The 26,031-nt window shown below is 42.6% G+C and carries 19 protein-coding genes and 1 pseudogene; 6 read left to right on the top strand and 14 right to left on the bottom strand.

The genetic code is table 11. The features are described 5' to 3' along the window. Positions 1 to 47 precede the first annotated feature (47 nt). Entirely contained in the window at positions 48 to 2,039 is a 1,992-nt protein-coding gene (locus tag N482_RS13375) for a methyl-accepting chemotaxis protein (protein WP_063377506.1), read from the bottom strand. A 306-nt stretch (positions 2,040 to 2,345) separates the two neighbouring features. After that, complete coding sequence (locus tag N482_RS13370; protein WP_063377505.1) at positions 2,346 to 3,530, bottom strand: cellulase family glycosylhydrolase; 1,185 nt, start codon at positions 3,528 to 3,530, stop codon at positions 2,346 to 2,348. 348 nt (positions 3,531 to 3,878) lie between these two features. Between N482_RS13370 and N482_RS13365 the strand changes: the two genes are divergently transcribed. Continuing rightward, positions 3,879 to 4,406, top strand: coding sequence for a TlpA disulfide reductase family protein (locus N482_RS13365; protein WP_063377504.1), 528 nt, complete (start codon positions 3,879 to 3,881; stop codon positions 4,404 to 4,406). Between the two features lie 69 nt (positions 4,407 to 4,475). On the opposite strand, the gene N482_RS24875 is transcribed toward N482_RS13365, so the two are convergent. Together N482_RS24875 and N482_RS13360 are read right to left on the bottom strand one after the other, a co-directional pair. After that, complete coding sequence (locus tag N482_RS24875) at positions 4,476 to 4,622, bottom strand: hypothetical protein (protein WP_155730588.1); 147 nt, start codon at positions 4,620 to 4,622, stop codon at positions 4,476 to 4,478. A 9-nt stretch (positions 4,623 to 4,631) separates the two neighbouring features. Next, complete coding sequence (locus N482_RS13360) at positions 4,632 to 5,036, bottom strand: hypothetical protein (RefSeq protein ID WP_063377503.1); 405 nt, start codon at positions 5,034 to 5,036, stop codon at positions 4,632 to 4,634. Between N482_RS13360 and N482_RS26130 the strand changes: the two genes are divergently transcribed. Further along, positions 5,026 to 5,256: a YbaN family protein gene (locus N482_RS26130; RefSeq protein ID WP_063377502.1), complete on the top strand. Its 231-nt coding sequence runs from the start codon at positions 5,026 to 5,028 to the stop codon at positions 5,254 to 5,256. The two genes, N482_RS13360 and N482_RS26130, sit on opposite strands and share 11 nt — an antisense overlap. Before the next feature lie 306 nt (positions 5,257 to 5,562). Here the strand turns inward: N482_RS26130 and N482_RS13350 are convergent, their stop codons facing one another. Further along, on the bottom strand, positions 5,563 to 5,841 hold the full coding sequence (locus tag N482_RS13350; RefSeq protein ID WP_063377501.1) for a helix-turn-helix domain-containing protein: 279 nt from the start codon (positions 5,839 to 5,841) through the stop codon (positions 5,563 to 5,565). 274 nt (positions 5,842 to 6,115) lie between these two features. Here N482_RS13350 and N482_RS13345 point away from each other — a divergent pair, with 274 nt between their 5' ends. The 3 genes from N482_RS13345 to N482_RS13330 all read left to right on the top strand — a co-directional run bounded on the left by N482_RS13345 (position 6,116) and on the right by N482_RS13330 (position 9,545). Beyond that, positions 6,116 to 6,364, top strand: a complete 249-nt coding sequence (locus tag N482_RS13345; RefSeq protein ID WP_063377500.1) for a helix-turn-helix domain-containing protein — start codon at positions 6,116 to 6,118, stop codon at positions 6,362 to 6,364. Between the two features lie 228 nt (positions 6,365 to 6,592). After that, the gene (locus tag N482_RS13335) at positions 6,593 to 7,177 is read left to right on the top strand and encodes a hypothetical protein (protein WP_063377498.1); all 585 of its coding nucleotides are present in this window, start codon (positions 6,593 to 6,595) and stop codon (positions 7,175 to 7,177) included. Between the two features lie 1,759 nt (positions 7,178 to 8,936). After that, positions 8,937 to 9,545: a hypothetical protein gene (locus N482_RS13330; protein WP_063377497.1), complete on the top strand. Its 609-nt coding sequence runs from the start codon at positions 8,937 to 8,939 to the stop codon at positions 9,543 to 9,545. Positions 9,546 to 9,859: 314 nt separating this feature from the next. Here N482_RS13330 and N482_RS13325 read toward each other — a convergent pair whose 3' ends face one another. The 8 genes and pseudogenes from N482_RS13325 to N482_RS13285 all read right to left on the bottom strand — a co-directional run bounded on the left by N482_RS13325 (position 9,860) and on the right by N482_RS13285 (position 22,486). After that, positions 9,860 to 12,568: a DEAD/DEAH box helicase gene (locus N482_RS13325; RefSeq protein WP_063377496.1), complete on the bottom strand. Its 2,709-nt coding sequence runs from the start codon at positions 12,566 to 12,568 to the stop codon at positions 9,860 to 9,862. 15 nt (positions 12,569 to 12,583) lie between these two features. Next, a complete protein-coding gene (locus N482_RS13320) occupies positions 12,584 to 14,116 on the bottom strand; it encodes a site-specific DNA-methyltransferase (protein ID WP_063377495.1) in 1,533 nt (510 codons plus the stop codon). Positions 14,117 to 14,264: 148 nt separating this feature from the next. After that, complete coding sequence (locus tag N482_RS13315; RefSeq protein WP_063377494.1) at positions 14,265 to 14,834, bottom strand: recombinase family protein; 570 nt, start codon at positions 14,832 to 14,834, stop codon at positions 14,265 to 14,267. Between the two features lie 131 nt (positions 14,835 to 14,965). After that, on the bottom strand, positions 14,966 to 15,610 hold the full coding sequence (gene gmtX / locus N482_RS13310) for a gamma-mobile-trio protein GmtX (RefSeq protein ID WP_063377493.1): 645 nt from the start codon (positions 15,608 to 15,610) through the stop codon (positions 14,966 to 14,968). A 2-nt stretch (positions 15,611 to 15,612) separates the two neighbouring features. Continuing rightward, a pseudogene (locus N482_RS13305) lies at positions 15,613 to 18,120 on the bottom strand (VPA1269 family protein). Positions 18,121 to 18,178: 58 nt separating this feature from the next. After that, positions 18,179 to 19,681 (bottom strand): gamma-mobile-trio recombinase GmtY, encoded by a 1,503-nt coding sequence (gmtY, locus tag N482_RS13295; RefSeq protein ID WP_063377490.1) that lies wholly within the window; start codon positions 19,679 to 19,681, stop codon positions 18,179 to 18,181. A 177-nt stretch (positions 19,682 to 19,858) separates the two neighbouring features. Beyond that, positions 19,859 to 21,679 carry a glutamine--fructose-6-phosphate transaminase (isomerizing) gene (glmS, locus tag N482_RS13290; protein WP_063377489.1) on the bottom strand — a complete coding sequence of 607 codons (1,821 nt, stop codon included), beginning with the start codon at positions 21,677 to 21,679 and terminating at the stop codon, positions 19,859 to 19,861. Positions 21,680 to 21,709: 30 nt separating this feature from the next. After that, the gene (locus N482_RS13285; protein WP_063377488.1) at positions 21,710 to 22,486 is read right to left on the bottom strand and encodes a DeoR/GlpR family DNA-binding transcription regulator; all 777 of its coding nucleotides are present in this window, start codon (positions 22,484 to 22,486) and stop codon (positions 21,710 to 21,712) included. A 159-nt stretch (positions 22,487 to 22,645) separates the two neighbouring features. Here N482_RS13285 and N482_RS13280 point away from each other — a divergent pair, with 159 nt between their 5' ends. After that, the gene (locus tag N482_RS13280) at positions 22,646 to 23,542 is read left to right on the top strand and encodes an aspartyl protease family protein (protein WP_063377487.1); all 897 of its coding nucleotides are present in this window, start codon (positions 22,646 to 22,648) and stop codon (positions 23,540 to 23,542) included. A gap of 43 nt (positions 23,543 to 23,585) precedes the next feature. On the opposite strand, the gene N482_RS13275 is transcribed toward N482_RS13280, so the two are convergent. Then, positions 23,586 to 25,997 (bottom strand): ABC transporter permease, encoded by a 2,412-nt coding sequence (locus tag N482_RS13275; protein WP_063377486.1) that lies wholly within the window; start codon positions 25,995 to 25,997, stop codon positions 23,586 to 23,588. Positions 25,998 to 26,031: the final 34 nt, after the last annotated feature.

Genomic DNA, 26,031 nt, shown 5'->3' with positions numbered 1-26,031 from the left:
GCGATCATCACTATCGTATTGGTATAGGGGGTTTCTCCCCCACCTGCTTAACGCACCGATTGGCTCACAGAATACTGCGCAATCAGCTTATCCATTACTTTGGCGGCGCTCGCAATGTCAGTCGCTGCCACGCTGATCTGCTCCGCACCGGTGACATTTTCTGTCGCTTTTTGAAAAATCGCAGTGATATTTTGGCTCACTTCGTCAATGGCATTGCTTTGCTGCTGAGTATTACTTGAAACAGACTCTGTCACCAGCTCTACTTGCTGCGCCTGCTCTACGATTTGCTCAAGAGCTTGCTTAATGGCCTCAGCCCGCTCAGCCGCTTCCAACGCATTTTCTTTTCCTTGGGTGATCACACTGGATGCTTCAGATGAACTGGTTTGCAGTTCAGACACCAATGCTGAAATTTCTTCTGTGGATTTTTGGGTACGACTGGCCAGACTGCGCACCTCATCGGCGACCACCGCAAAGCCTCTCCCCTGCTCACCAGCTCGAGCAGCTTCAATCGCGGCGTTCAACGCCAATAAGTTAGTTTGCTCTGCGATACTCTTGATCATTTCAACCATGGAAGAAATGCTGCCCACTCGCTCATTCAACGCATCTACGGTTGTTGCAGAGCGCGCCATATCATCGGACGCCTGTTGAATAACCTGCACAGCATCCGCAACAACTTGCTGCCCTTGCAAAGACTCCTGCGTCACGGTTTTAGCCGCTGCGGCATTTTCATTCATGGAGTTTGCAATGACCTGAATATTCGCGCTCATTTGCTCAGATGCCGATGCAATTGTCTGTATGCCCGTCTGTTGGCTTATCAAGTTTTCTTGGCTCTGCTGAATTGCCACTGCCGTTTCTTGAGATGAGCCAGCAATTTGTGCTGAAACTCGAGCAAACTCAATCAAGTCATCTTCAAACTGCTTAGTTAAGTTATTAATATTCAGTGCCGAATTGCCTAAATCATCTTTGGAAATCACATCTATCTCGTGACCCAAATTTTTATGTAAGCGCGCGATATCAATGCCTTCGGCAATCATGCTTGATTGGCGACGGCGCAGTCGAATAGCAAAGAATAACGCGGCGGTAACCATCAGCCCAACCACTAAAATTATCAGCTCAATAACGAGTACCAGTACCGCTTGCTGCTGAATTTTAATCGCGGTCTCGTCCACCAAGTTGAGCGCGTTCTCTTCTGCTTCTTTTAATGCATTGATGCGATCCGTCGCCGCCCTGAACCAAGCTTCGGCGTCCAGCCCAAACCCTGTGTTTTTATCAGCCACTCCACGGCGAAACCGCTCAACTTCGCGCATAACAGGGTTATCTAATGCCTGTTCAAACATCCGTTTCATGGCCAAAGGCGACGCCTCAAGTGCTTCTTCAAGGTACACCTGTTGTTTGGTGATCAGTGCCACATGCTTGGTTTTAAGTACAGATGTGAATCCATCACGGCTGAGTACATTCGACAATACCGCCCGCTCTATGCCCGCCGACTCTTTCGCACTGGAGAAGTTATAAATAGCCACCAGTTCTGAGGCGATGGTGTGATCGTTACTTAATCGCGATGCGGTGATCACAATATGCAGCGCTTTGAGGTTAATATCGGTGTAATACTTTAACACTTCAGAAAGAGGGATAGACAGGTTGTCAACTTGTCCACGCACCGTGGCTAGGCGGCTAAACTTACGCTCAAACTCGTCGAGCTCTTTGGCCATTTCGGGCATTAAATCCCAATGTTTTTGTTTTTCTTTTAAAGAAGCTAAAAGCCTGTCTGTTTGACTGCGCTGTTGGCGCAAGTTGTCTCTAAACTTAGCCCCCTTTGAACCGATAAAGCCTGCGGATGCCCCGCGCTCCTTTTGCGTTTCATGGATCACGCTCAACACAGCATGACTTAAAAACGCATTATATTCTGCATCATAGGCGTCATTCATCCGCTTCGCTGACACAGATACATCATAAAAAATCACCGCTCCTAGCAGTAAGCACGGTAGTAACACAACGGTAGTCATATGACTAGATACGTATCGAGCAATTGCTTGTAACATCACTGCACCACTATATTTTATTCAACACAACTTATACGACTGTAAATAATTTACAGGCCACACTCTTACAGAAAAAATCATTATTTTCTAGTTAAATAAATGAAAACAATAAAATAAATAACTAAAACTTTTTCCTATACCCAATTGAGGGAAAATATCGTCTTCATTTGGTTTTTTACTCTAATAAGGTAGACGATATTTTGTGCAATGCTCGTGTAAAATTACTTTCATCACTGTGATACGATACAAAGCATATTTACTATATCTTCACTATATTGCAAATATGCCCAAATATAGCCACTTTGTTTATCTACCTTCGCCGATCCGTGATTTTACCCAAGCCCCTGCTTCTTTAAGCTGGCTGTCAGAAAAGTTCTGGCTTGTACAGGCGCCACGCTTAAATACTGCTCCACTGCGAAAATCATCTGAGTAATTCCAGTTTGTCCAACTGATTTTTTTTCGCGCCATCAGATCAATGTATTGCTGCGCACTGACAAAATCATTGGGGCCATCACCATCATAATTTTGCGTACCCCACTCGCTAACAAACACAGGTAATACATCTGACGCTTGATCTAACACCGTGCGGTAGTATGCTTTGTGCGATGCGGCATAAAAATGGAAGGTATACATAATGTTGTCGAATTTCACCGGATCGTTGACGACATCTTGTACACTGCCACCCGAAGACGCACCAAACGTAGACCAGCCGTGTGTACCCAGTAAAACCAATGCATCGGGCTGAATACTTCTGATGACCGGAATAACCTGCTCTGCATAATGGCGGATCTGTGACCACTCAACTTTGTTTGGCTCGTTGGCAATATCGTAAATCACATTTTTGCGATGTTTATTTCTGGTGACAATATCGGTGAAAAACTGTTTGGCCAACTCCAAATTGAAATTCGGATCGCCCGGGTTCAGCTGGTGCCAGTCCACCAAGACATACAACCCACGTTGACTGGCCATTTCAATTAGGGTATTCATTTGCGCCGTAAACCCTACAGGATCATTTTCATAGCCGCCTTCTTGTACATACAAGCTCAAGCGCACAATGTCGGCCTGCCAATCATATGCTAAGACATCTAAACTCACGTCCGTCATACATTTACCAAGCCCATACCACTGCAACCCATGGCTGCTCATTCCTCGTAGCTGAATACGCTCGTTGTGTTCACTACACAGGCCAGTGCCACACACTTTTAAACGGCCATATTTTTCGACGGGAGAAGGCTGCATAGTATCACTGCATCGTCCCAGATATTGCCATGCCGCATTGCTACCGGGCTCAGACTTGGTCCACCAATTAGCCTGATAGAGCTTATTATCATGCTGCATTTTGTCACCCGTATTGGCATGACTTGGTTTGCCCTGCCAATCAAGTTGCGGCCAATTTGGATAAGCATTTGCCCCCTCACAACTAGACGCATCTACCTGACTTACACCAAGCCCGACAACCAAAGAGATGGCGCTCAAATAAATCGATTTCATTTTTGTATCCTTTACATGTTGTTTACCTTTAGTTCCCAATAAGGATATACACGGTTGCGCAAAAAATGCTTAGTCCTGAGCGTGGTTTTGATCGCAAAGTATTAAAATTGGTGTGATATGTTCAAGGTTGGGAGGAATACAAAGTTCAATAAGCTGCTAGCAGCATCAATCGTTGAAGGTCAAGATAACCAGCCGGTGTTCTTGTATATACAATTTAATTTAAGTGCATGTGCTTAAACTCTGGGAACTGAAACCTTTCACAACTGTTATCTATTCAAATAAATTGCGTTTATTCGTTAATAAGGCGCAACTCTCATAGTCCTTGCGTCATAAATAGGATAAATGCACATGTTAAATAAATTCCTTTTGCTATTGTGGGCACTGTGTTTTACAGCCTCCACACAAGCGGCAATGACACAGTTTGGTAGCGAACAAACCATTGGCCTAAACAAACAAGGGACGCCGGTTTTTCGTAGTCTCGACACTCCAACGGTCGTTACTTTTTGGGCTTCTTGGTGCCCATACTGCAAAAAAATACTGCCTTTATTGGAGGGCCTACAGCGTAAATTAGGGACAGATAAAATTCGCATCATCGTCGTCAATACCCGAGAAGAAGGCAAGCTCAGACAAACAAGACGCACTTACAAAAAATTTGTGAAACAATTTGAGAAAAAAGGTCTGCAACTTGAGTTTGTATTTGACAAAAAACATGCCTTGTATAACTCGCTCAAAAAGCCCGGCCTCCCCTATACAATGGTGATCGATAAACATGGCAAAATCACTTATACGAAAGCCGGTTATAGCGAGCAGTTAGCGCAGCCAATGCTCGCGGCAATACAATCGGTATTAAGTGACAACAGTGCCGCCAAGCATTAAAAATGCCCTGCAAGCTAGAGAGCAAGTAGGGCTTTGCAAATACAAATTTTTATGTATCAGGAATTGAACTTATTTTAGCTCTCCTGCTTCACATTCACGCCATTCACTTAGCATGCTGTCATTGGCAGCATGCCAGTTTTCAGGTACAAAGATCACTTCTGGGAGCTCTTTAATGTGAAATGTGAAATGTGAAATGGAAACCTTCAGCTTTGTCATCCGTACGGATCACGGTACCTTCGGGTAAATAGTCTGAAAGTTTAATGCATCACCTTTGACAATCACTAGGCCTTCACTCAACCCTTCAAAGCGCGGTGTTAAGTCATCTAGCCCGCCATTAATATGACTTACTTTGAAATTCTCGATGGTGTAATCGCCGTCTACTGCCGTCATGGACCACTGCGCAGCGCCTGCTTCTAAATAAGGTTTAGAACTCGCGTAAAAGTCGCTGGCGAAAGGCGGCTTGTTCTCATATGGTAATGGGTGCCATAGGCTCTCACCAACCGCATTTAAACTACGCAGCCTCACACCTTTTGCATCTTCCATAGACGCAACATTGGCTGCAAAATCGTAATTCTCAGCGTCATTGATTAAGTCAGTCACATAGTAACGGAATACATAAGTGCCCGGCACATCTGTTTTTACTTTAGCGCTGCGGTGCTTTTCTCAATCATCAAACAAGCTTGATAACTGGCTACTAACGCACCCAAAGTTTGGTAACACCCTCCGTAACTGGCAAACACGGCGCATAGTACCAAAAAAAGCCAAGTACTTTGCAGCCATCAGCATGGGGATGAGCTTAGTCATTTCTGGCATTACACTGTCACTTGGCTGGCTACAGATGGCCTGCTAATTTTATTCGCATTTATCTGGAATTACTTATTTGCCAAGCCCAGTGAAGAGGGTACGCACGTAAATAGTGCGCGCGAAAAGCAAGTGAATATGATATTGATTGTGCTGACAATCGTAGTAGCACTTATTTGGGGAATGACACATTAATTGCGGCTGTGTATCGGCATCCCAATACTTTGTGCTAGCCAATTCCCACCTGTGATTTAAAGCATAAGCTCGACGACTATTTAGGACCAAAAAACGCCCCATTATGCAATAGGTTATTTATGCCATTGCGACAGAACCGATTATCGATTATCGAAAAACACTAAACTCGCGTATTAGTATTATTTTCCTGACCGGTATAATGAATAAAAGGGCAGTCAAAATCATCGCCAAAGATTAAATACATCTCATAGAGTTGAGCCACGGTCATCACCGTTTTACCGGTTTCAAAATTACTGATAGTGGCCTGATCTACATTGAGTTTTGCACCAAGCTGGCTTTGTGTAAGCTTATTTCTTTTTCTTAGTCGGCGTAAGTTATGCTGCACTTCCGTCATAAGGCTGTTCACTTTTATCTTTCTTCTAACCACATTGTTTTTCATCGCTTCCCTCGCCAATGCTCTCTATCAACTGCGCTAACTCATTTTCATATTTACTTATGAAAATACATTGTTAATAATATAAGGCGCTTAATGCGGAAAAATCTTCGAATTTTATAAAAAGGATTATTTATCAGAAATTTTCTTGCCATTAGCATTTTTAGCAAACTAATCAAAGCTTGATTAACCTCTCACTACGCACTGGATAGAGGTCATTTAGGTCAACTTAGGTGTTAGTAGGTAAAACTTTGATATTTGCACAATAAGGAAATCAAATGTGATAAGCGGTGACGACCTCAAAGCCATGAGGAAAAAAGCAGGTTTAACTCAAAAACAAATGGCCGATAAGCTCAATATCACCAGAGAAACTGTGAGTAATTATGAGCTTGGGGTAGGCGAACCAAGGATCAGTCATTTTTTCAAATGGCTGGCTTATTGTAAAATTGACATTAACCCTCTGATGATACAGATTAGCAATATATCGACCAAATTGACTAACCAAGAAGATACTAAAGATAAGGAATAATGATGAGAACACTGGATAAGGTATTACTGAAGGGAGTAGTTGGCGGTTCAGTGTTTAAGCCAAATAGACCGTACTCAGCTAAAGTCTGCTCGCCTGAAAGCGAAACTCTACCGAAACAAAACCCATAAACTTTAGACTGTATTGCTTCAAGCGAAACCTTTTCATCACTTTGAAACAGAGCTTGAAAATACATACTTACCAAAGCTCGCAACATAAGTCATTAACTATATGAAAATAGTACACTTGATACTTATCACAGTTATTTCACTTGTCGCCTTCTATATTCAAGTAGATAACCCTGTTTATACAATGCAATTTTATCTGTCAGTACTCGCTTTTGGCTTCGTACTTGGTGTAATGAAACAAGAGCCCAATATTTGGCATATATCGCTCATGCTCGCCTTTATTGCATTGGCTGAATATAGTCTATTTGCGACAGGAGTAATAGATTTAGGTCAACATGATGATAACTATTTAATTATTGGCACTATCGTCTTTGGCCTACAGTTATTAATAAATATATTGGCGGTGTTACTTTTTGTGTTTAGAGTTCAAATATCTCGTTTGTTCTCAAACTCTAGTAAAATCATACTCACAGACTTTGATGGCTTGTTTCATTGGCTATTTATTGCAGCAGGGTTTGTGAATGTATTGGCCTTAATTGAAAATGCGTTAAGAAATGCATTTGGCTGGCACTCACTGACGTTTATCTACGATACCTACGAGATATATGGCTATGCATTAATGGCTATAGCATGTGGCCTTTTGTTAACTATGCTAATCTTAAAGGTGAAAAATAAACAGCTTACTTAACGCTTTATAGTCATTTTTTAATTTCTAAAATATGAAATATTGCATATTAATTGGTTACACAATTAAAGCTATCAAGAGGTCTTTTTTCCTTGGTAGCCAGAATATTCTGACGTAGTCGAGTCACGCATCTAAGCGTGGTGTCTTCGTTTAATTGCTCACCATTTGACGAGCCAGTGCATGCTGGCTCATATCATTACGTCGTCTCACTTTAGGTATCAATACACACTAAGACATTTACGAAATACACAGCCTATCTATTTGCGCCCTAAGGCCCTAAGAACTGTTGTTTCTAAGCCTCACAACCCCTCTCGCTTTACACCAATTATCAATCACAGTTCTAAAATTAAGCTAACATTTCTAAGAGCACAACTTAAGTCGCGATAGTCGTTCACATTTTCATTATGGGGTGTGCTGCTCCCCACTATGCCAAAAAGCTTTATGGAAGAATATCAAAAATGACCACTCAGCATGCTAATAGCAACCTGGTGATGCTGGTCTCCATTTTGGCCATGTGCATTATTTTTGCTATCGACTCACATATTCCGCAGGGCGGGGTACCCCATATCATTCCAATTCTAATCTCTTTGTGGGCCAAAAACATAAGATTCACTCTAATTTTGGCCGTGCTCTGTTCATTATTCACTGTTATTGCTTATTTCAGCTCCCCCAGTGGTGGAGAACTCTGGAAGGTGCTGTTTAACCGTGCATTGCACTCCTCGCCATTTGGTCCTGTGCCTTACTCACCATTAAGTACTTTAACGAGCTGACCAAACATGCCGCGTTAGAAAAAGAGCTTGAGAAAATAACGGTATATCAAGAAACCATTTCTGGCGTTAATCACCTTGTGAGAAATTTGCAAAGCAATTTCTTAATCATCAACCACTCGGAAAAGTTGCAAGATGACTTGGGAGAGGAAGTCATTGACGCATTGAATCAATCTTCCCGAGAAGTCTTTGAAATTCTTGATAAAGTGGGGGGGGTTAGACGAAGTTACACCTTAAGTGATTTCTAAGATAGCCTATTCAAATGTTGAAAAAGCCAAATAAAGCAGTCTCTTTAAGCACCCTTTTTAAGCCCATCAAATACCTGTTCACCTAGCAAAGAAAAAGCGCTACTCAAAAATGGCACGTAAAAGGCGCCAAGAAGCCACAGTGATGGTACCGGTTAGGTTTTATTTGCTTTAGTGCCAACAAGGGTTGGTTTACCCAATCCCCTTACTAAAGCCCTGTATGACAGGCATCGGTCACAACACATGTATAGCTCACCCCAGTGCGATGTGTGCCGCCACAGTTACTGCAATTACAGGCACACGTTTTTTTAGTATATGCACCACCTGCAACATTGAGGGTCATATATGTAGGCTTCTGCTTGCTATCATTTAATGGGGCTTTTATTGTCTTTTTACTGAGCTTTAATTTCAGGCTTTTCCCTTAATTGAATTCCTTAAATAAAAAAGCAACCTTCATAAGAGGCCGTTTTTTACCCCAGAAATTCATAGGTTCAAGCTGCACACTTAAACAATGAATATGCGGTTTTTATAAATATTATTATCTGTTACAGCGGGTTAGAACAGCGTCATCTGTACAGTAAACACATTGCTTCAAAAATTTAAATTTTTATTGATCTCGCAACTTGCATAGTCTCTTTATTGGGTTATGTTAAGTAAGTCTCACAGAACTATTTTTTGTGAGATCAGCACTACCAAAAAACCTATAAACAACTGAAATATAAATATAAATTTGTAAAAGGATTATTTACGATGAAAAAAGTTTATGCATTGACAGCAATCGCTGTATCTATGTTTGTATCTGCATCGGCATTAGCCGCTCAAGGTACTTGCTCATTAAACTTGGTAAAAGAGGATGGTAATTTTTTACCGGGTGATTATGGTCACGGCAATCGAGTCACATACAATGTCACCATCCCGTATACAGATGGGTTCTATCCAAACCCTTGGACCAGCACACAGCCAAAACCACGCCTGCCCTTTAGCAATTGTATTACCCATTACAATGTGCCAGCTAACGCAAAGATTAGCGCAATTAGTGTTGATTACACCTTCCAAGAAACCATTTTGGTTGCTGACTATGAAATCTTAATGGGCTTTATGGGACCGACCAATAAGTTCGACTCCACCTTGAAACGCGGTGGTGGCAACCGCAGAGGCTCAGGTATCCCCCTGAATCATAGTGACACAACCGCAGTGGTAAATGGCCAGTTTTTAAAAGACATCGAGTTAGAGCTTCGCGCACGTGTAAATAACCCTGCGGTCAACAACGACTGTCCACAGTACATTTCAAGAGACACCTGTCGCACAAGAAATACACGCCTTTCAAACTTTACCGTGAATATTCAGTGGCGTAATTGATCTAAAATTAGCGTGTGAATGCTGGTGAATAGACCGATTTAAATTTCATGCACAAAAAAGGCGCGTAAGCGCCTTTTTCAAATGTAGGTGAGGACTTTATAAGTGCATACTAAAATTATAATCAATATACATTTTGCATTTAATATCATATTGATATGTTGGTTATAGATAACCAACCCCTCTTCATTAGTATGCGGGTATGTGAAGATGTAAGTCCCACATTCGCAATTCAGAGGCGAACTTGGGGTTACTTTTAGCCATCAAGTTTTGCTTGTGTATTATGGGAGCAAACCGTAGGACTTGCTCCCTCACTATTATTTTGAAATTAAGGCTTGGATCTGCTGGCGAACATCACGACCCTGCTTATCTTGCTTTATTGCCATAATGAATAAACATTTACCATTGCTTAGCTCCGCCCACTTGTCGCCAATAGCGCGTTTTTCTGCTGAGTCATCATTTGTTTCATAGGCCTTACCTTTGTATTCAACAACCAGCATACGCCCATCATTCAACTCACAGACAAAGTCAGGATAAAACTTGTTATGCGCTAGCGGAAGCCAGAATGATGCCTGATCGCGGCGTACTAGATTGCGAATCCAGTATTTAACTTGAGGCAACCCGTCAATGGCTACTGCACAATCGAATTCTTCACCATCAGCTTTCAGATCTTCTATCAGATTCTGTGGGAAATAGTGTTTATCGAACTTGTAGCGACCAGAATAGTAAGGTGGACGAGACGGGTAGTGGCTCGGTTCGAAGTGGTACATGAATTCATCGGAAATACATGCTGTACTCTCAGCTCCAAATAGGCACGTTTGATATCCAGTCTGTTGAGCTTGCTTGCGGTACAAGCGAACAAGATCCCTTATAGCACGGGCTAATGGGAACTTATTACGAACTAAAGCTGTAAGAGTCAAATTTGGTTTTTGCAGCAAATTTTTGATCAGGCGACCTAAGAAGCCAACAAGCTGATGCTGAAGCACGTCTGGTTGTCGTAGTTCCCTGTCTAGCCAGCGGACAAGATCTTGTTCCGTAACGTCAATAAACCCTTGATTAAATGCTATGACTTCCTTTTGGTCGGCAACCTTATAGGAGAGTGACTTCCCATCCATATCAATTGCAAAACTATTGCTCGTCTCATTCATTTCAAAGTTAGTCAACTCTGCTGGGTAGTCGAGCAAACTCCAGCTATGTGCGTGCAGAAAAACTTCTGACTCAACTAGCTCCAGCTCGCCCTGTTCCATCATACATAGGTAAGGAAGAGAACCGAATCTCTCACCTCGTTCAGATGGTGCCTTCATTGCGTCAATACTCTGATTATGTACTCGAATATCACGCTCAAAGGCTTTGCGCTTCTTACCTGCTTTTACATGCTTTGTTAGCGCTTTTTGTATGCTTGATGAAACCTCACCTGTTACTTTTACTACAGCAGTACCGGCTTGCTCATCCCTAGTCATAGTGATTTGCTTTTTCTCTGAAACGGAAAGCTCAGTTAGGTCTGGTAGCTCCTCAACCTCAACAACAATGGAAGAAGGTGGGGGTGGAGTCAGTTTTGCGGGCGCTTGCTCCTGGATACTGCTAAATAGATCCCCTTGACCACCTGATGGAGCCTGCTCCCGTAAAAATGCTGCTACCTCCATTTCCTCAAAGCCCATAGCTATGAGCTTATCAGTCAGTTCTTGAGCTGCTTTAGCGAACTTCGACGTCGCAAGATGCGCATAAGCACGGTTCAAGTCTTCGATAACTCGACGGCTGGCATACGGCATACGCAGTACACGGCCAAGTAACTGTTCGGCATCTTTGCTAGAGGATACTTGCTTAACAGAACAGAATACGTAAGCAAAAGAACAATCCCAGCCTTCTTTAAGGGCTTCGATTGTAATGATGTATTCTATTGGGCAATTTTGATCAAACAGGTTGATCCCATCTAGCTCTCGCTGATTCCCCGTCGCTATTGCAATCTTATCTTCATCAATGCCAAGTTGATTGACTAGGTGGTCTTTAAGTATCTCGACAGTGACCTCACCTTTTTTGTTCTCAGCTTGGAACAAGGCTATCGGGCGGATGTAGTCCTCATCTTTTTGAGCGTCAGCCTGAAGCTTGTTACGTGTGATCACGGCATCCTGAACTGCATCTTGCCAGTTTTGATGCTCTGTCAAAACAATCGGCAATTTAATCATCTCCTCGGCTTTCAGTTCTGCTGCCGAGACATGAAACAGTACGTTACTACCGTTTGTGTTAGTGGTGTTAGGTGTAGCGGTAAACTCAATGACAGCAGCTGGGTGCACACGTCGCAAGGTATCAAAGGTTAAACTGGTACGCGCATTATGAGCTTCATCCACTATCACTACAGGCCTATACAACGCCAACAAATTCGCAAAAGAGAATTTGATGTTACCAATCTCACGACCACTTAGACCATTCTCTTGAACATCAGCTTCTGAAACCGTCTCTAGAAGTGGCAAAGAAGGATGCTTTGCTGGAATCTTGGCAAAGTGAGGCTCAAAGTTTTCATGGTAAGCGTAAACTTTGCGGCCAGACGTGTCGGTAACTCTCAGGTTAGCTAGTGTCGATACCACTACTATGGCCTTGTTACCTAAATCTTGTGGGCGAATTTGAGTCACTTCATCAATATCGAGCACCAACACTTGCCGATTGAAAGCTGCATCAAGCTTTTCACGGTAAGGGTGGCCTGGTGTTTTCAAGGCTTCTACGGTTTGTTCTCGAATAGTAATGCTTGGGACTAACCATAGTGCAATAGGGGCTTCAGTCTCTAGGTAATGACGTGCGGCAACCTCAATAGCATGTGAGCCAAGAACAGTTTTACCACCACCTGTAGGGATACGCATACAGAAATATGGAACTTGCTCGAAGCCATAATCTCTATAAGCATGTGGAGGGAGTTCTTGTTCTTCTAATGCCAGCTTGTATGCGTCTTCAACATTGCCGCTGCTTAGGCAGTGAGAAAGGAAAGATCGCATCACATCAACGGCACGTTGTTGATAACCTTTTAACTTAAACATTATGTTGATTCCTTATCAAAGAGTGCCGACGTCATATGGAATTTGCTTGAAAGTAATATTCGCTTGTTTCAAGCGAGCTTCACCTAAACGGCTTGATTCACCGTAGATCACGATGCGTTCATGTTTGTCGATGTCCGGTAAGTTATTGAGCACTTTGCTTGTCAGTACATTTCCACCTGCTGGACGACGATCACCTAAAATGCCGTTATAAAGCAAGTAATATGCTGTATCGTTATAAACTCCCAGTAATGGTGTATCCCCTTTATTACTGAGCGGTGTTTTCGTTTCCAAATACCAAATATGTGACGCTAAGGTTGGAAACTTAATATTGGTATTGAGGCAACCATACTCGTCGAATACGGCTTCCCCTAATTGATAGAAGCCAAAACCTCCACCGCCTTGCCAAGTAGTTGACTTAGATATACCGCCACCTTCACCATCTATAACTTTACGCATTCTTAACTGGCAGTGAGTGGTCGCATGATCTCCTATTTCAATACCAATATAGTTACGATTCATTTTATGAGCGACAGCTGCAGTCGTCCCAGATCCTAAAAATGAATCAAGTACTAGATCACCTTCGCTCGTTGCTATATTTAGTACTTTTGAGATTAATTTCTCTGGCTTTGGTGTGCTAAACTCACTATCCGGCTGTAAGAGTCTAACTTCTCGTTTGGCATCTTGATTATCACCAGAATCCTCTCGTAGCCAAAGAGTATCAGGTACAATTCCACTACCAACTTTATTTAAAAATGATTTTAACCTAGGTTTGTCCTTCTCTTGATCTTCTCCCCACCATAGAAGGTTATCCTCCTTATGCATCATGTGACGTTCTTGACTATAAGCCCAAACACGATTTTCATTCGGAAAGATTTCTTTTCCCGTTTTCGGGTGAATTATAGGATAGTAAAGATTTGGCCGCTCTTTCCTACTTTTTGAGCAGGTATAAACAACGGACTGCCAAAACCCTCTTGGGTCATTATCAATATTTTTATACCCTTTTAGCTGTGACTGACTGCGCTCAAGTTTATTTGGTGTCCACTTTTCTTTGTTTTTAGCGTAAACAAGAATATGATCGTGACTAGTGCTGAGCCACCTAGCATCATTTTGCTTAGAGTACTTTTTCTGCCACACTACATTTGATACGAAATTATTTCGCCCAAAAACTTCATCACACATCACCTTTAAGTAGTGCGCCTCGTTATCATCAAGCGTTATCCATATAGAGCCATTTTCAGCAAGTAATTCTCTCAATAACTCCAACCGAGGATATATCATCGAGAGCCACAGACTATGCTCTAAATTATCGTCATAATGCTCAAATGCTGATTTAGTATTATAAGGAGGATCGATAAATATACATTTCACTTTCCCTGCATAGTGAGGGATCAAAGCTTTAAGCGCTTCGAGGTTATCACCTTGAATCAACAGGTTTTGATTCTCTGCATCACCATAGGAGAGCTCTGGTATTTCCTCCAGCAGCCTGTAAGTACATTTTTTAGACGTCGCAACAGCTTCATCTTTGTTCAGCCAATTTAAAACAGGCATTAATTAATTCCTTAAATATCACACACCTATAAACTTACTAGTTTCCATTAGCCTATAGGAATTTAACTTTGTTGAAATCATTGTCGAAACTTATATGGGAGTTTCTTCAGATTCTTGGCAAGTAGCTTGAAAAATTAAGATCTCATTACTATTTTCCAGCTCCTGAACAATCGCGTGCAAGGCTTTGATTTAAAGTCGGCCGGCTAACACCAAAATGTCTAGCGACTTCAGCTTTAGTCATATTTGGATCCAATAACATAGCCTGTGCTTTTTTTACATCAGCTGATGTTAGCTTATGTTTCCTGCCACCTTTACGGCCTCTAGCTCTCGCAGCTTCAAGACCTGCTTTAGTTCTTTCAGAAATTAATCTACGCTCAAATTGAGCAATTGAACCGATCATATGAAACGCTAGCTCACCCACCGCAGTCGTTGTATCAATGTTTTCATTGAGACTAATAAACTGGATATGCTCAGACTTAAAACCATCAAGTAATTCAATTAAATCTTTTAAGCTACGGCCAAGTCGATCTAGTCGTTGGACAATTACCACGTCCTCAGCTCGCAACGTATCTATCATACGTTCAAGTTCTGGGCGTTGTTTTGATTTACCACTGCATTTTTCTTTGTATATACGCTCACAGCCCGCTGCTTTTAAAGCATCTAGTTGGGCGCTTTCTGATTGTATGTCCGTGCTTACTCGCGCATAGCCGATTTTCATCACAATCCTAAAATAAAGGGAGGTTTACTTTACGTTGATTACTTTACGCGTTGTTTTACGCTTCAGCAAGGGTAATGACAAGAAAGAAGTGTTATGCCTCCGTTAGAAAGTTAATGACCGTTTTCTTTACACTACTTTTTTGTATGATCGAGTACCGTTTTGATGGCTGACACAAACCCTGTTTCAAATACCTTTCTACCATGCTGATTTCTGACTGAGTGGTCTTTAGGATCTTCTTGCCAACCATTATTTTCAAATGTTGCTGGCGATATTGCGTTCTCGAGAGCATGTAGCTCGGCGCTTGAGAGTGGTATTGCTGGCAGTAACTCTACCTTTGAATTGGAACTACCTCGAAGATGAATAGATTTATCAATGATGACTTTGTCTTTGTTGAGTGACTTAAGTAACCTAACTTCGCCCCTTAACTGTTTGAGTTCTGCGAGCATTAATCCAACTTCAGCACGAACTGAAGGTTCATTTATTAGCTTTAGAACATTTTGAGGCTGCTCTACAGGTGTACGACCAAGCCTTTTGTGATTATGTGTACACTGCCAAGAAGCTATCAATTGCCTGTATTCATCACCATTTTTATTGCGTATTGCCTGTTCAGATGGGCCTCCACGCGCTTTAGACAGCTTACCTATCGTAGCGATGGAAAAGTCATGGCTATTGCGCTCTTGCTGCTCAGCACATATTTGGTGGATAAGCTGAAGCGACCTTTGCTTTCTGGTACCCAACTGACTCGATAACGATGTAAATAGACTATCAGGTGTCATTTTCACTCTCCTTGTGTCGTATGTGGGTTTAGGTAGCCAATTAAGTTCGCTGATTTACTCAGTTCAGTTTTTACGTATTCCCCGATAGCATTTGGCAAACCTATCTCTGCCAATGAGCTTTGAGATTCAACAAACTGTATGGCTTTGTCGAACGAACCCACTCTATTTTCAATGAGGAGCATGATTTGATTGCCTACTTTAAGCTTATCCTCATCAGGTAAATACAACATCAGTGGATCTTGGCCATTGGCTCTCAACATTAAGTCTATCGCTTGGCCGCGCTTGAGTACCGCTTTTGATGCATCGTAATAGGGGTAAAGTGCTGCATTGCGGCATACGATTTCTAGCTGAGTTAATTGGGAGTTGTCTTCAAGCTTAGCAGTTACATCCGAGAAACCACTTTCACTGAGCAACTGTAGTTTAGTTTCATCTGTGCTATTCATTATCTGAGTAGATTGAGCGATTAACCGATATGTTGCATGCATATCATTCATCAACGCATCTACCTTTGTAGCTTCTCTTTCATATTCAAATTCAGCGGCTTTTAAATCAGCTTCCCTTGTAAATGGCTCATTGGCATCCATTGCTGAAAATTTCATTTTCTTCAATACATCTAGGTTAGCTTCAAAAGTATTATGACGCTCACCTGCCTCGCTCGCTTCAAAGCTAAGGTTATTAAAATGAGCAATAAGACCAGGCATGAATGCAGGTCCAGTAATAAACCAACGGCATCTTACGCAGTTTTTTACGTTACCTTGAAAATCTCTTGGGGTAGGAGCAAAGCTGCTCGGCGCATTACCAAGTTTGACTGTTTGTTCGCCGCCATTATCACATCCTTGGCAGCCAACAGGGCATATTCCTTTGTCCATTATTTGCCAGCTTACTTGTGAGCCCGCATTCACAGCTCGCAGCGCTGAATCATCATTAAATGCAGTGCCTAACTTCAAATCATTATATTCGGTATTAATCAAAAACTCTTTGAACTGCTGCTCTGACGCTAAACGTAACTTATCTTCAGCTTCCGACATCACCTTCTTCATATATGCCTGACCAATTTTGGTGTAGTACAAAGTCATGATGATGCGGCTGTGGCCAGCAACTAACTTTGACAGGACGGGGATTGGCACACCACCTTCCAAAGCAAAACTGGTGATCAGTGACACTCTTAATGTATGCAATGGAAAGTATGTGCTAATGTAGTTTCTAAAGTCTCCATGACTCGGTTTTACAAACTTTATAGGGCTATTATCTGTAAGCATTTCCCTGCGCTGTTCGCAGCGCTGTTCCAACTCAGACAAAAGTTTAAACCACAGCCTAGCTGGCTCCTTATCGCTTATTGGGCACTTGAAATCGTACTCAGAAATTGAAGAGCGGTGTCTAAATAAAAAGCAAGTTGGTATCATCTCTTCCAATTGCGCTTTACTTTTTATGTCCCCTAAATGCTTGCGCTTTAGTTCCGACCATTGAGTTGGCCTTTCAATTGGGTTGTACTTTTCTTGCCAGTTCCTAAGCAGCTCAAGCCACTTCAAAACTCGCTCATGTTGCCAAGGAATTGTGTAGCCTTTTGATAATCCATCTTTCAGGATATCTGAGGTCTTATTCGTATTGATAAAAAGCGCACTTGAGTCACTTTCAGCACTTTGAACACACCTAAACACACCTCGACCTATCGAGTAACGAGATAAGTCCAATTTAGTAGCTGGTGCTAACTTTCCTGTATTTTTAACCCAAGATCCATTTTGATATCGCCATAAATCAGCTTCACCTGAGTCTAACCAGCGGACTTGTGCTGTTCTCAATGGCAGTTCTAGCTTTAGATATAAAGCAACCGCTGAAGCAGGACACCACAATTCATACACTTTTTTATCTTTGTACAGGGTTATGCCACCATAACTTTTTCCTTTGGGAATAATACGCTCACGCCACACACAGTTTGGATCAGCATAATCAATATCGGTTGGTGTTACTTCAAACCAATCACCCCCATATTTCCCTTGGCTAATCGCATCTCCTGCTTTTTGCGCCCATCCCCAATCTTTAAACGAGTCAGCTTTTTCTGGGCAGATGATCTATCGCAGTTCTTGAATGTACTTGTATGGGAGTGGTGTTCTAACTGTTTCAGCCACTTCCAATCCTGTTCTACGCTTTATCGAGAATGGATTGCGATACTTATGCGGAATAGTGAGGTTGCCAAAGTCATCTTCCACCCCAACCAATTCCTCTAAGACATAAGTAAGAAACTGCTGAAGGTAGTTGTTGTAAGTTATCGCTTGGCGCTTTCCCACTGGATCTATGTACGATTTACTTGGATTGATAGCTTCTTCAAAAAAGTCTGGTACGGGTGTACTCCTATCAATAAATGTTAAAGGATTACTGGCTAAATTTAGTGGCACCATGAAAGACTTATAGAACCGATTCAAGGCGTTTTTCTTTGATGACAAACCTTTGTGCTGCCTTGCTAACCAGCGGTTAGATAACTTTGCCCAAGTACGATACTCGTCACCATACATGTCAGTTAACCACTGAAATGTAATGTCTTCGGTGATTCCATTATTGGGTGAATAAGGCTTACTCATCATCACCTCCCTTTACAAGGTAGCCTTGCCCAGAAAGTAGTTCTTGTGGATCAACATCGTCGAACCCTTGAGCTAAATAGTTACGTACTACTGGTTGCGTTGTTTCCGCTGAAGCTAATCGCTTATCGGCTTCCATTAACATGCTCGATACTTCATCAAACTGCGGCTCACAGTACACAAGTTGCGACTCGAGACTTGAATGGTGGAGTGCGTTTCGCCTCACCAAAGGATCTATACCCGCGTTTTTGAGCCGCTGACCATACGCATGCCGATGGCCATGTGGACTTGTACCAGACAATTTTGACGGTGTTAAACCGATGCTTTTTACTGCTCTTTGATGATTTTGATAATATGCAGTGATTGAAAGTGGTTGACCTGCCTGTGGACCTGACAAAGAAATAAATGCAAACGGGTGATTGACTGGTATATGCCTAAGTTGTCGAAGGTAGAGCTTCCAAAACGCATAAAACAGCTCTCCAAAAATAAGAGGAAACCACTGCACATGAATGTATTTTTCCTGCTGATTATCTAGTTTTTTTACTTTCCAACCAGCGCGGTAAGTTCTGTCTGCTGATCGATTTCTTGGCAATAATCCATATTTCGTTTTTAAATAACCTTCTCTGGTTTTAGCTTGACCATTCGACTTAACCTGCCAGTCATGCGGGGCTGTACCCTCTGCTGGGTGATAGATGCGTACCAACGCAACTTGTTTGCCTGTTTCTCTTGCTATTACGGGGTCTAAAGTGACATCTTGAATGTATAGATGAAAAGGCTCACTCATGCGTAAACCGGCACCATTTAACAGCAAAGTGATCAAAATATCTCTCAGGTTTAATCTGGTACCGAGATTGCTGTCATACCGATGACCGTAGTTTGAAAACCCCTCAAAAAGTAATTGAGCAAAGTACTTTTCCGGAAAAATTTTAGGCGCTTCAATACGCGCTGTTGTAGATTTTTTTGCATAATCAGGTCTATATCTGATTGCGCCTTTATCAGGCAGCTGCCAAGTATGTGCTAGAAAAGCACGATTCCTTTTGTGGTGCCAAGCAGCCCAATTAATCCGTTCATCGTAGCTTGCAGTATCTGAAATACTCAAAAATCCCTCAAGATCCCTATTCTCACTTAACCAATCGGAATAGTTAGCCAGTGAATTTATGATGGCATTTGCGGTAGTCACACGACGAGGCATCCAAAATAACATACTTGGATCTAACCCATCTGTGCCTATGGTTCCACTATAGAGCTGTTGAACAAATACTTTGAAAAATTCTTTTGGAGTCAGTGCTAATTGACTATTTGCATCAAGGAATTGAATAAATAATTTTAAAGCCGTTACTTGTTTATCAAGCCAACTTTGGCTTCTTACATGAACGTGATCAAGCAAATAGGACAGGTGAGATTCAACTACCCCTTCTTCGGTCAGTAATACTGGTAATTCTTCATAGACACCTGCATTACTTCGATAAACTTTGGCATTCAAACGAACGATATCCATTTGACTGACTGTTTGATTATTTGATGATACTTTTACTTAGTACATTATTTGAATTATTGAAAGAAAAAGAGCTTACTCAATGAAAGAATAAGCTCTAAAGATTAGGTTTGATTATGTTTTTAGAGTAGGTATATCTTTATTATTCACCCACAACCTTTTTCACTCTATTCAACCTTATTACTCAACCGTTACCGATTTCGCTAGGTTACGTGGTTGGTCAACGTCAGTGCCTTTAATAACAGCAACATAGTATGACAACAGCTGTAGTGGGATTGTATATACAACAGGTGCAATGATGTCTTCTACGTGGTTCACGTTCATTACACGCATTGTGTCATCTGATGCAAATGCTGAGTCTTTGTCAGCGAATACATAGATAATACCGCCGCGTGCACGCACTTCTTCAACGTTTGATTTAAGCTTTTCAAGTAGTTCGTTGTTTGGTGCAACAACAATGATAGGCATATCAGCGTCAATAAGCGCCAGTGGACCGTGCTTTAATTCACCTGCCGCGTACGCTTCTGCGTGAATATATGAGATCTCTTTAAGCTTTAATGCACCTTCCATCGCGATTGGGTATTGAGAACCACGACCCAGGAATAGCGAGTGATGCTTGTCTGCAAACTCCTCAGCCAGCGCTTCAATACCGTCAGCCATGCTCAGTGCTTCTTCCAGCTTGTTAGGTAGCGTCTTGATTGCGTTAACAATGACGCTTTGATCGCGGCCTTTTTCTTGCGCGATAGAAGCGGTTAGCATTAATAAACCAACAAGCTGCGTAGTAAATGCTTTGGTTGAAGCAACACCGATTTCTGCGCCCGCTTTGGTCATAAATGCCAAGTCTGACTCGCGCACTAACGACGATCCAGGTACGTTACAGATGGTCATAGAGGCCATGTAGCCTTGCTCTTTTGCCAAGCGTAACGCTGCCAATGTATCTGCTGTTTCACCAGACTGAGAAATTGTCACAAGTAGGCTATTTTCGTGTACAAACGACTCACGATAGCGGAATTCTGACGCAATTTCTACATTGCAGCTCACGCCTGCAAATTGCTCAAGCCAGTAGCGTGCAACCATACCCGAGTGGTATGACGTACCGCATGCGATGATTTGTACATGCTTCACGTCTTTAAAGATCTGGTTCGCGCTGTCACCAAACGCGTCAATCGCTACTTTGTCATTTTCAAGGCGGCCTTCAAGGGTATTACGAACAGCCATTGGTTGCTCGTAAATCTCTTTTAGCATGTAGTGACGGTATTCACCTTTACCAGAAGCATCTTGCGTGATGTTTGACTCAACGACTTCACGCTCAACCGGGTTACCCTCAACGTCAAAGATTTCAACCGTATCACGTGTAATACGCGCAACATCGCCTTCTTCTAGGAAGATAAAGCTACGTGTAACAGGTAACAATGCCAGCTGATCAGAAGCGATAAAGTTTTCACCAAGGCCTAAACCGATAACCAGTGGGCTACCTGAACGTGCCACGATGATTTCGTTGTCGTTATCTTTATCGAATACAACCGTACCGTACGCACCTTCTAACTGTTTGGTCGCAGCCTGAACAGCCTCAAGTAACGTCTTATGCTGTTGGCGTAATTGGTGAATAAGGTGCACCATAACTTCTGTATCTGTATCCGATAAGAAGGTATAACCGTCATCTCGCAGTGCAACACGCAATGCTTCGTGGTTTTCAATGATGCCATTATGCACAAGTGCGATTTGCTCATTTGATAAATGTGGGTGAGCGTTCGCTTCGGTTACACCACCATGTGTTGCCCAGCGTGTGTGTGCAATACCGGTTGTACCTTTTACGTTTGCGCTGTCCAATGCGCTTTCAAGGTTAGCCACTTTACCGACCGCTTTAACGGTATTCAAAGTGCCAGCATCGCTTAACGCAACGCCCGCTGAATCATAGCCGCGGTATTCTAAACGTTTTAAACCTTCAATTAAGATTCGGTTAACTGGGCGCTCTGCCACAGCTCCTACGATTCCACACATAATCTCTCCATTTTTTGCACGTTTGTGTGTTTAATCTTGTGTGATCTCTGCACAGATCACGTTCACGCCATGGGCCTCGATCGCTAGGCGCATGTCTGGCGCCAAGGTGTTGTCAGTGATCAAGGTTGTGACTTGCTGCCAAGGCAGCTCTAAATTTGGGATTTTGCGACCAATCTTCTCTGACTCCACCAGCACAATAACTTCTCTGGCTGATTCTGCCATCACCTTGCTCAAACCAATTAACTCGTTAAACGTCGTTGTGCCACGAGCAACATCAATGCCATCTGCGCCAATAAATAGCTGATCGAAGTCATAAGAGCGTAGCACTTGTTCAGCAACTTGACCTTGGAACGACTCAGAATGGGGGTCCCAAGTACCACCGGTCATCAATAATGTTGGTTCGTTTTCTAGCGACAGTAGACGATTAGCAATATTGATAGCATTGGTCATCACCACCAAGCCACGCTTGCTCGCAAGTTCTGGGATCATTGCAGCGGTCGTTCTACCGCTGTCGATAATAATGCGATTATGATCTCGAATAAGTGCCGCAGCCGCCTTAGCGATTGACACTTTTCGATGTGGATCTTGTTTATTAGTGCTGGTCGCAACAATTTCTTTTGGTAACGCCACCGCACCTCCGTAACGGCGCAGCAGCAAACCGCTTTTTTCAAGTGCGGTTAAATCCTTTCGAATCGTAACTTCTGATGTTTCGAACTCAGCGGCTAAAGCCTCGACACTCACCTCTCCTTCGCTATTTACTCGCGAGACTATGGTATGTCGGCGCTGCTGTGTATTACGTTTAGTCATCTAATATGCACATAAGTTTCGTTTCGAAATTTACGTGCATTGTAGTCGAAACTTTGATGTTTATTCAAGCGCTCGTTGTTTAAAAAACTTGCGGTCACCGCCGGTAATCCCTAAAGTCTCAATAAATTGTTTAAATCACCAACAAATTCAAGAGTAAAGATGAAACTTATCATTTTATTATTGGGTGTATTCTTCCACACCTTTACCTATGCAGCTGTAACTCCATGGCTTGACTTTACATATAAAAATGGCCTTATCACTATTCCAGTAAAAGCATCTGGTATCGACAGTTACGCCGTTCTAGACACAGGTGCAAGCATCAACGCTATCAACAGCAGCTTTGTAATAGCAAACAAGCTTAACTATACGCATAGCAGCAACATGCAAATCGAAGGCGCATTCGATACACAGCGTAACAAGGTTTACCAAAAGGTCCCGGTCTCATTTTTTGGGATAGAAACTAATTTAGAAGGGCTACCGGAAGTGACATTTGATGACGCGACCACGTCTTTACTATTTGGCCGAGGTTTTTTTCAATTATTTAACACACAAATTGATTACCCGAATAAGCGTATGCGCTTATTAACGCATGATCATCTGGATTTGAAAAAGTTTGAAAATATCGATTTTAAAATCCAAAAAGGCTTTGGCCAACCTATTGTTAAGATTGATATTCAGGGCGAGTCAGCGTGGATGTTATTAGATACCGGATTTACTGGTGGAATTATGATCGAGCGCCGCTTTGCAGACAGATTTGGCTGGTTAGAATCAGACATTCAAAAATCCACATTTTCTGGCGTAAATAGCACAGGCAATATGGAAACAGCCAAAGCGAAAGAAGTCACCTTCGGTCCTTTTACACTATCAAACGTACCGGTTTCATTTCCAGCTGAAGGCAATAAAGTAAACCTTGTAAGCCAATATAGTTCAACGGCCAGCCATGTAAAAGGCACCAAGGTCAGAGGGATTGTCGGCTACCAAGTCTTTAAACACTTTGTGATGACGATGGACCTTAAAAAGGGCAACATGCATATAAGCACACCGAAAAGTAATTAATCACAAATCAAAAAGGGTCAGCAAATGCTGACCCTTTTTGGTTTTATTCGTTGCGTAAGATAAGCGACGGACGCACACTGGCAGCACGAAAGGCCAGCAATGCCACCGTTAGCCACGTGCTCAACGCCACAAACACGGCACTGCATAAATATACCCAAGGCACTTGCGAAATACGCTCGTTAAAGTTACTCAACCAGCCATCTAGGAACCAGTAACTAGCAGGAAATGCCAGTAATACCGCCGCCGCGATTAATACCAAATATTCCCGAGCTAAAAGATTCACAATGCTATATCGAGAAGCGCCCAGCACTTTACGTACCGCGACTTCCTTTTGCCTGCGCAGTGCAGAGAAAGAAGCCAAACCTAACACCCCAAGGCAAGTTAAAAACACCGCCAATGAGCTGAAAAACAAGACCAATTGTTGAACGCGGTACTCGCTAATATGCGCACGCTGATACTCATCTTCAATACGCGTGATTGACACTTCATGTAATTTCAGTTGCTCAACGACCATCGCCTGAATTTGTTTCGATACCTGCTCAGTCGATACTGTACTGTCCAATTTCACAACAATATCCGCTGAAGGCACGCTATTCACGCCTAAGCGGAAGGAAAGCGGTAGTTTTTGCTGCTTAGCTGAACCCAGTTTTACATCTGCAACCACCCCGACGATGGTCACTTGAGTGCGTCCTCGATGTGCGGTTGCTTGCTTGCCAATGATGTCATTTGGATCATCATAGCCCGCCAATTTCATCAAGCTCTCGGTGATAAGAATGGCATAACGCCTGACATCTTGGTCATCAGTGTGTGACCAGTCAGATCCATACTGGGGCACAAAATCACGCCCTGCCAGCAGTGTCAGTCCCAATGTATCAACCGCATGGTACCCCGTTGATACCGTAGGCTGCGTGCCTTCAATTTGCTCACCATTGGGCCAAGTTAAGAATAATTCCCCACTAATATCTACCGTTAAATTAGTATTGCTGATCGTCACCTGTGATACACCTGGTACCGCACGAATACTGTCAAATAAGCGGTTATTATCCGCTTTGAAAAGTAGCTCGGATGGCAGTGACTTCACCAGTAGCCTGTCCGTTTTGCCATACCCAACCTCTAAATCATTGACCAGCGCCATTTGTTTGTAGATAGTCACAGCCGCGATGATCAGAGCAATCGACAGAACACTTTGCAAATACAAGGTTAGCTTTCGTACCCAAATAGCTGTTTGACCTCGCTGTAAATCCCCACTGAGGACGCGTTTTGCACTAAATGAAGAAATAAACAATGCGGGGTATAACCCAGAAAGCACGCCTACTAACATTATCACCCCAACAACAGAGGCTAAAAACCAAATCGAAAAATCTAAACTTAGGTTTCTACCCAGCATTTGATTCACCCAAGGCAATGTTATTTCGACTAAAGCGAGTGCGATTAAGCCTGAAATACTGACCACTAACAATGCTTCAGTTAAAAATTGCTGTATCAGTTGCAACCGACTTGCACCAAGCGCTTTTCTTACTCCGACCTCTTTTGCACGTCTGGCAGCGGCCGCTATATTTAAATTGATAAAGTTAGTGCTTGCCACGAGTAGTAAGATGACCGCTAACGCGACGCTCACCCACATAACTTGCTCCGAGCCGCCTTGCTTCATTTCAAATGGGCCATTGCTATTAAAATACACATCCAGCAACGGTATCATATGCAAAGTTAGGGTTTTTCTGCGACCTTGTTGTCTATCATTAAACGTGCGGTTGAGCTCTGCTTCAATTGCTGTTGAATCTGCATTAGGCGCTAAGCGCATGTATATGAAACCATGCACATCTGGGTCCGCATGCTTAGGCACAGCTGTTAGGGTATGAAAATAAAAGTGTGTATTTTCTGGTAAATCTTCAAATACAGCGGCAACCGTGTAACTCCCCGAATCATGGTTTAGTTGCTCCCCAACGACATTGGTGTGGCCAAATAAGCTGATCGCTGTGCTTTGACTGAGTGCCAGTTGATCGGGTAAAGAAATGGCATCTTGTACCGACCCTGACAATACGTTCAGATTTACGAAGTCGAGCAAATTGCCACTGACTGCATAAAAACTTGGTAACTGCACCTGCCTATCAGCGACCTTAACCGTTAGCGCCAATGGAGCATTGTAAAATTCTAAGCCGTTGGCACTGGCAAGTAATAAAACATCCTCCACTTGTGATTGTTCTTTCATCATTTCGGGGACATCACTGCCTGCCGTACCGATTAATTGTAAACCCCAACTACGGTAGTCTGTATGTACGCGATATACCTGCTGTGCATTTGGCTGGGTGCGATCAAATGACAGTTCATATACCGCAAATAAAGCCACCATAATTGCAGCCGCCAAACCTATACTGAGACCCAAAATATTTAAAGCAAAATGCTGTTTATGATTGGAGAAAGCACGTAAAGACGTTGTAAGATAATTTGAAAACATAATACCTCCTAGGGCTCCTTGCTAGCCTCTCGTG

The organism is Pseudoalteromonas luteoviolacea NCIMB 1942 (assembly GCF_001625595.1).
GTDB classification, from domain to species: Bacteria; Pseudomonadota; Gammaproteobacteria; order Enterobacterales; family Alteromonadaceae; genus Pseudoalteromonas; species Pseudoalteromonas luteoviolacea_A.
Note: the sequence above shows the minus strand (reverse complement) of the source record. Positions and strands in the feature narration are given on the sequence as shown.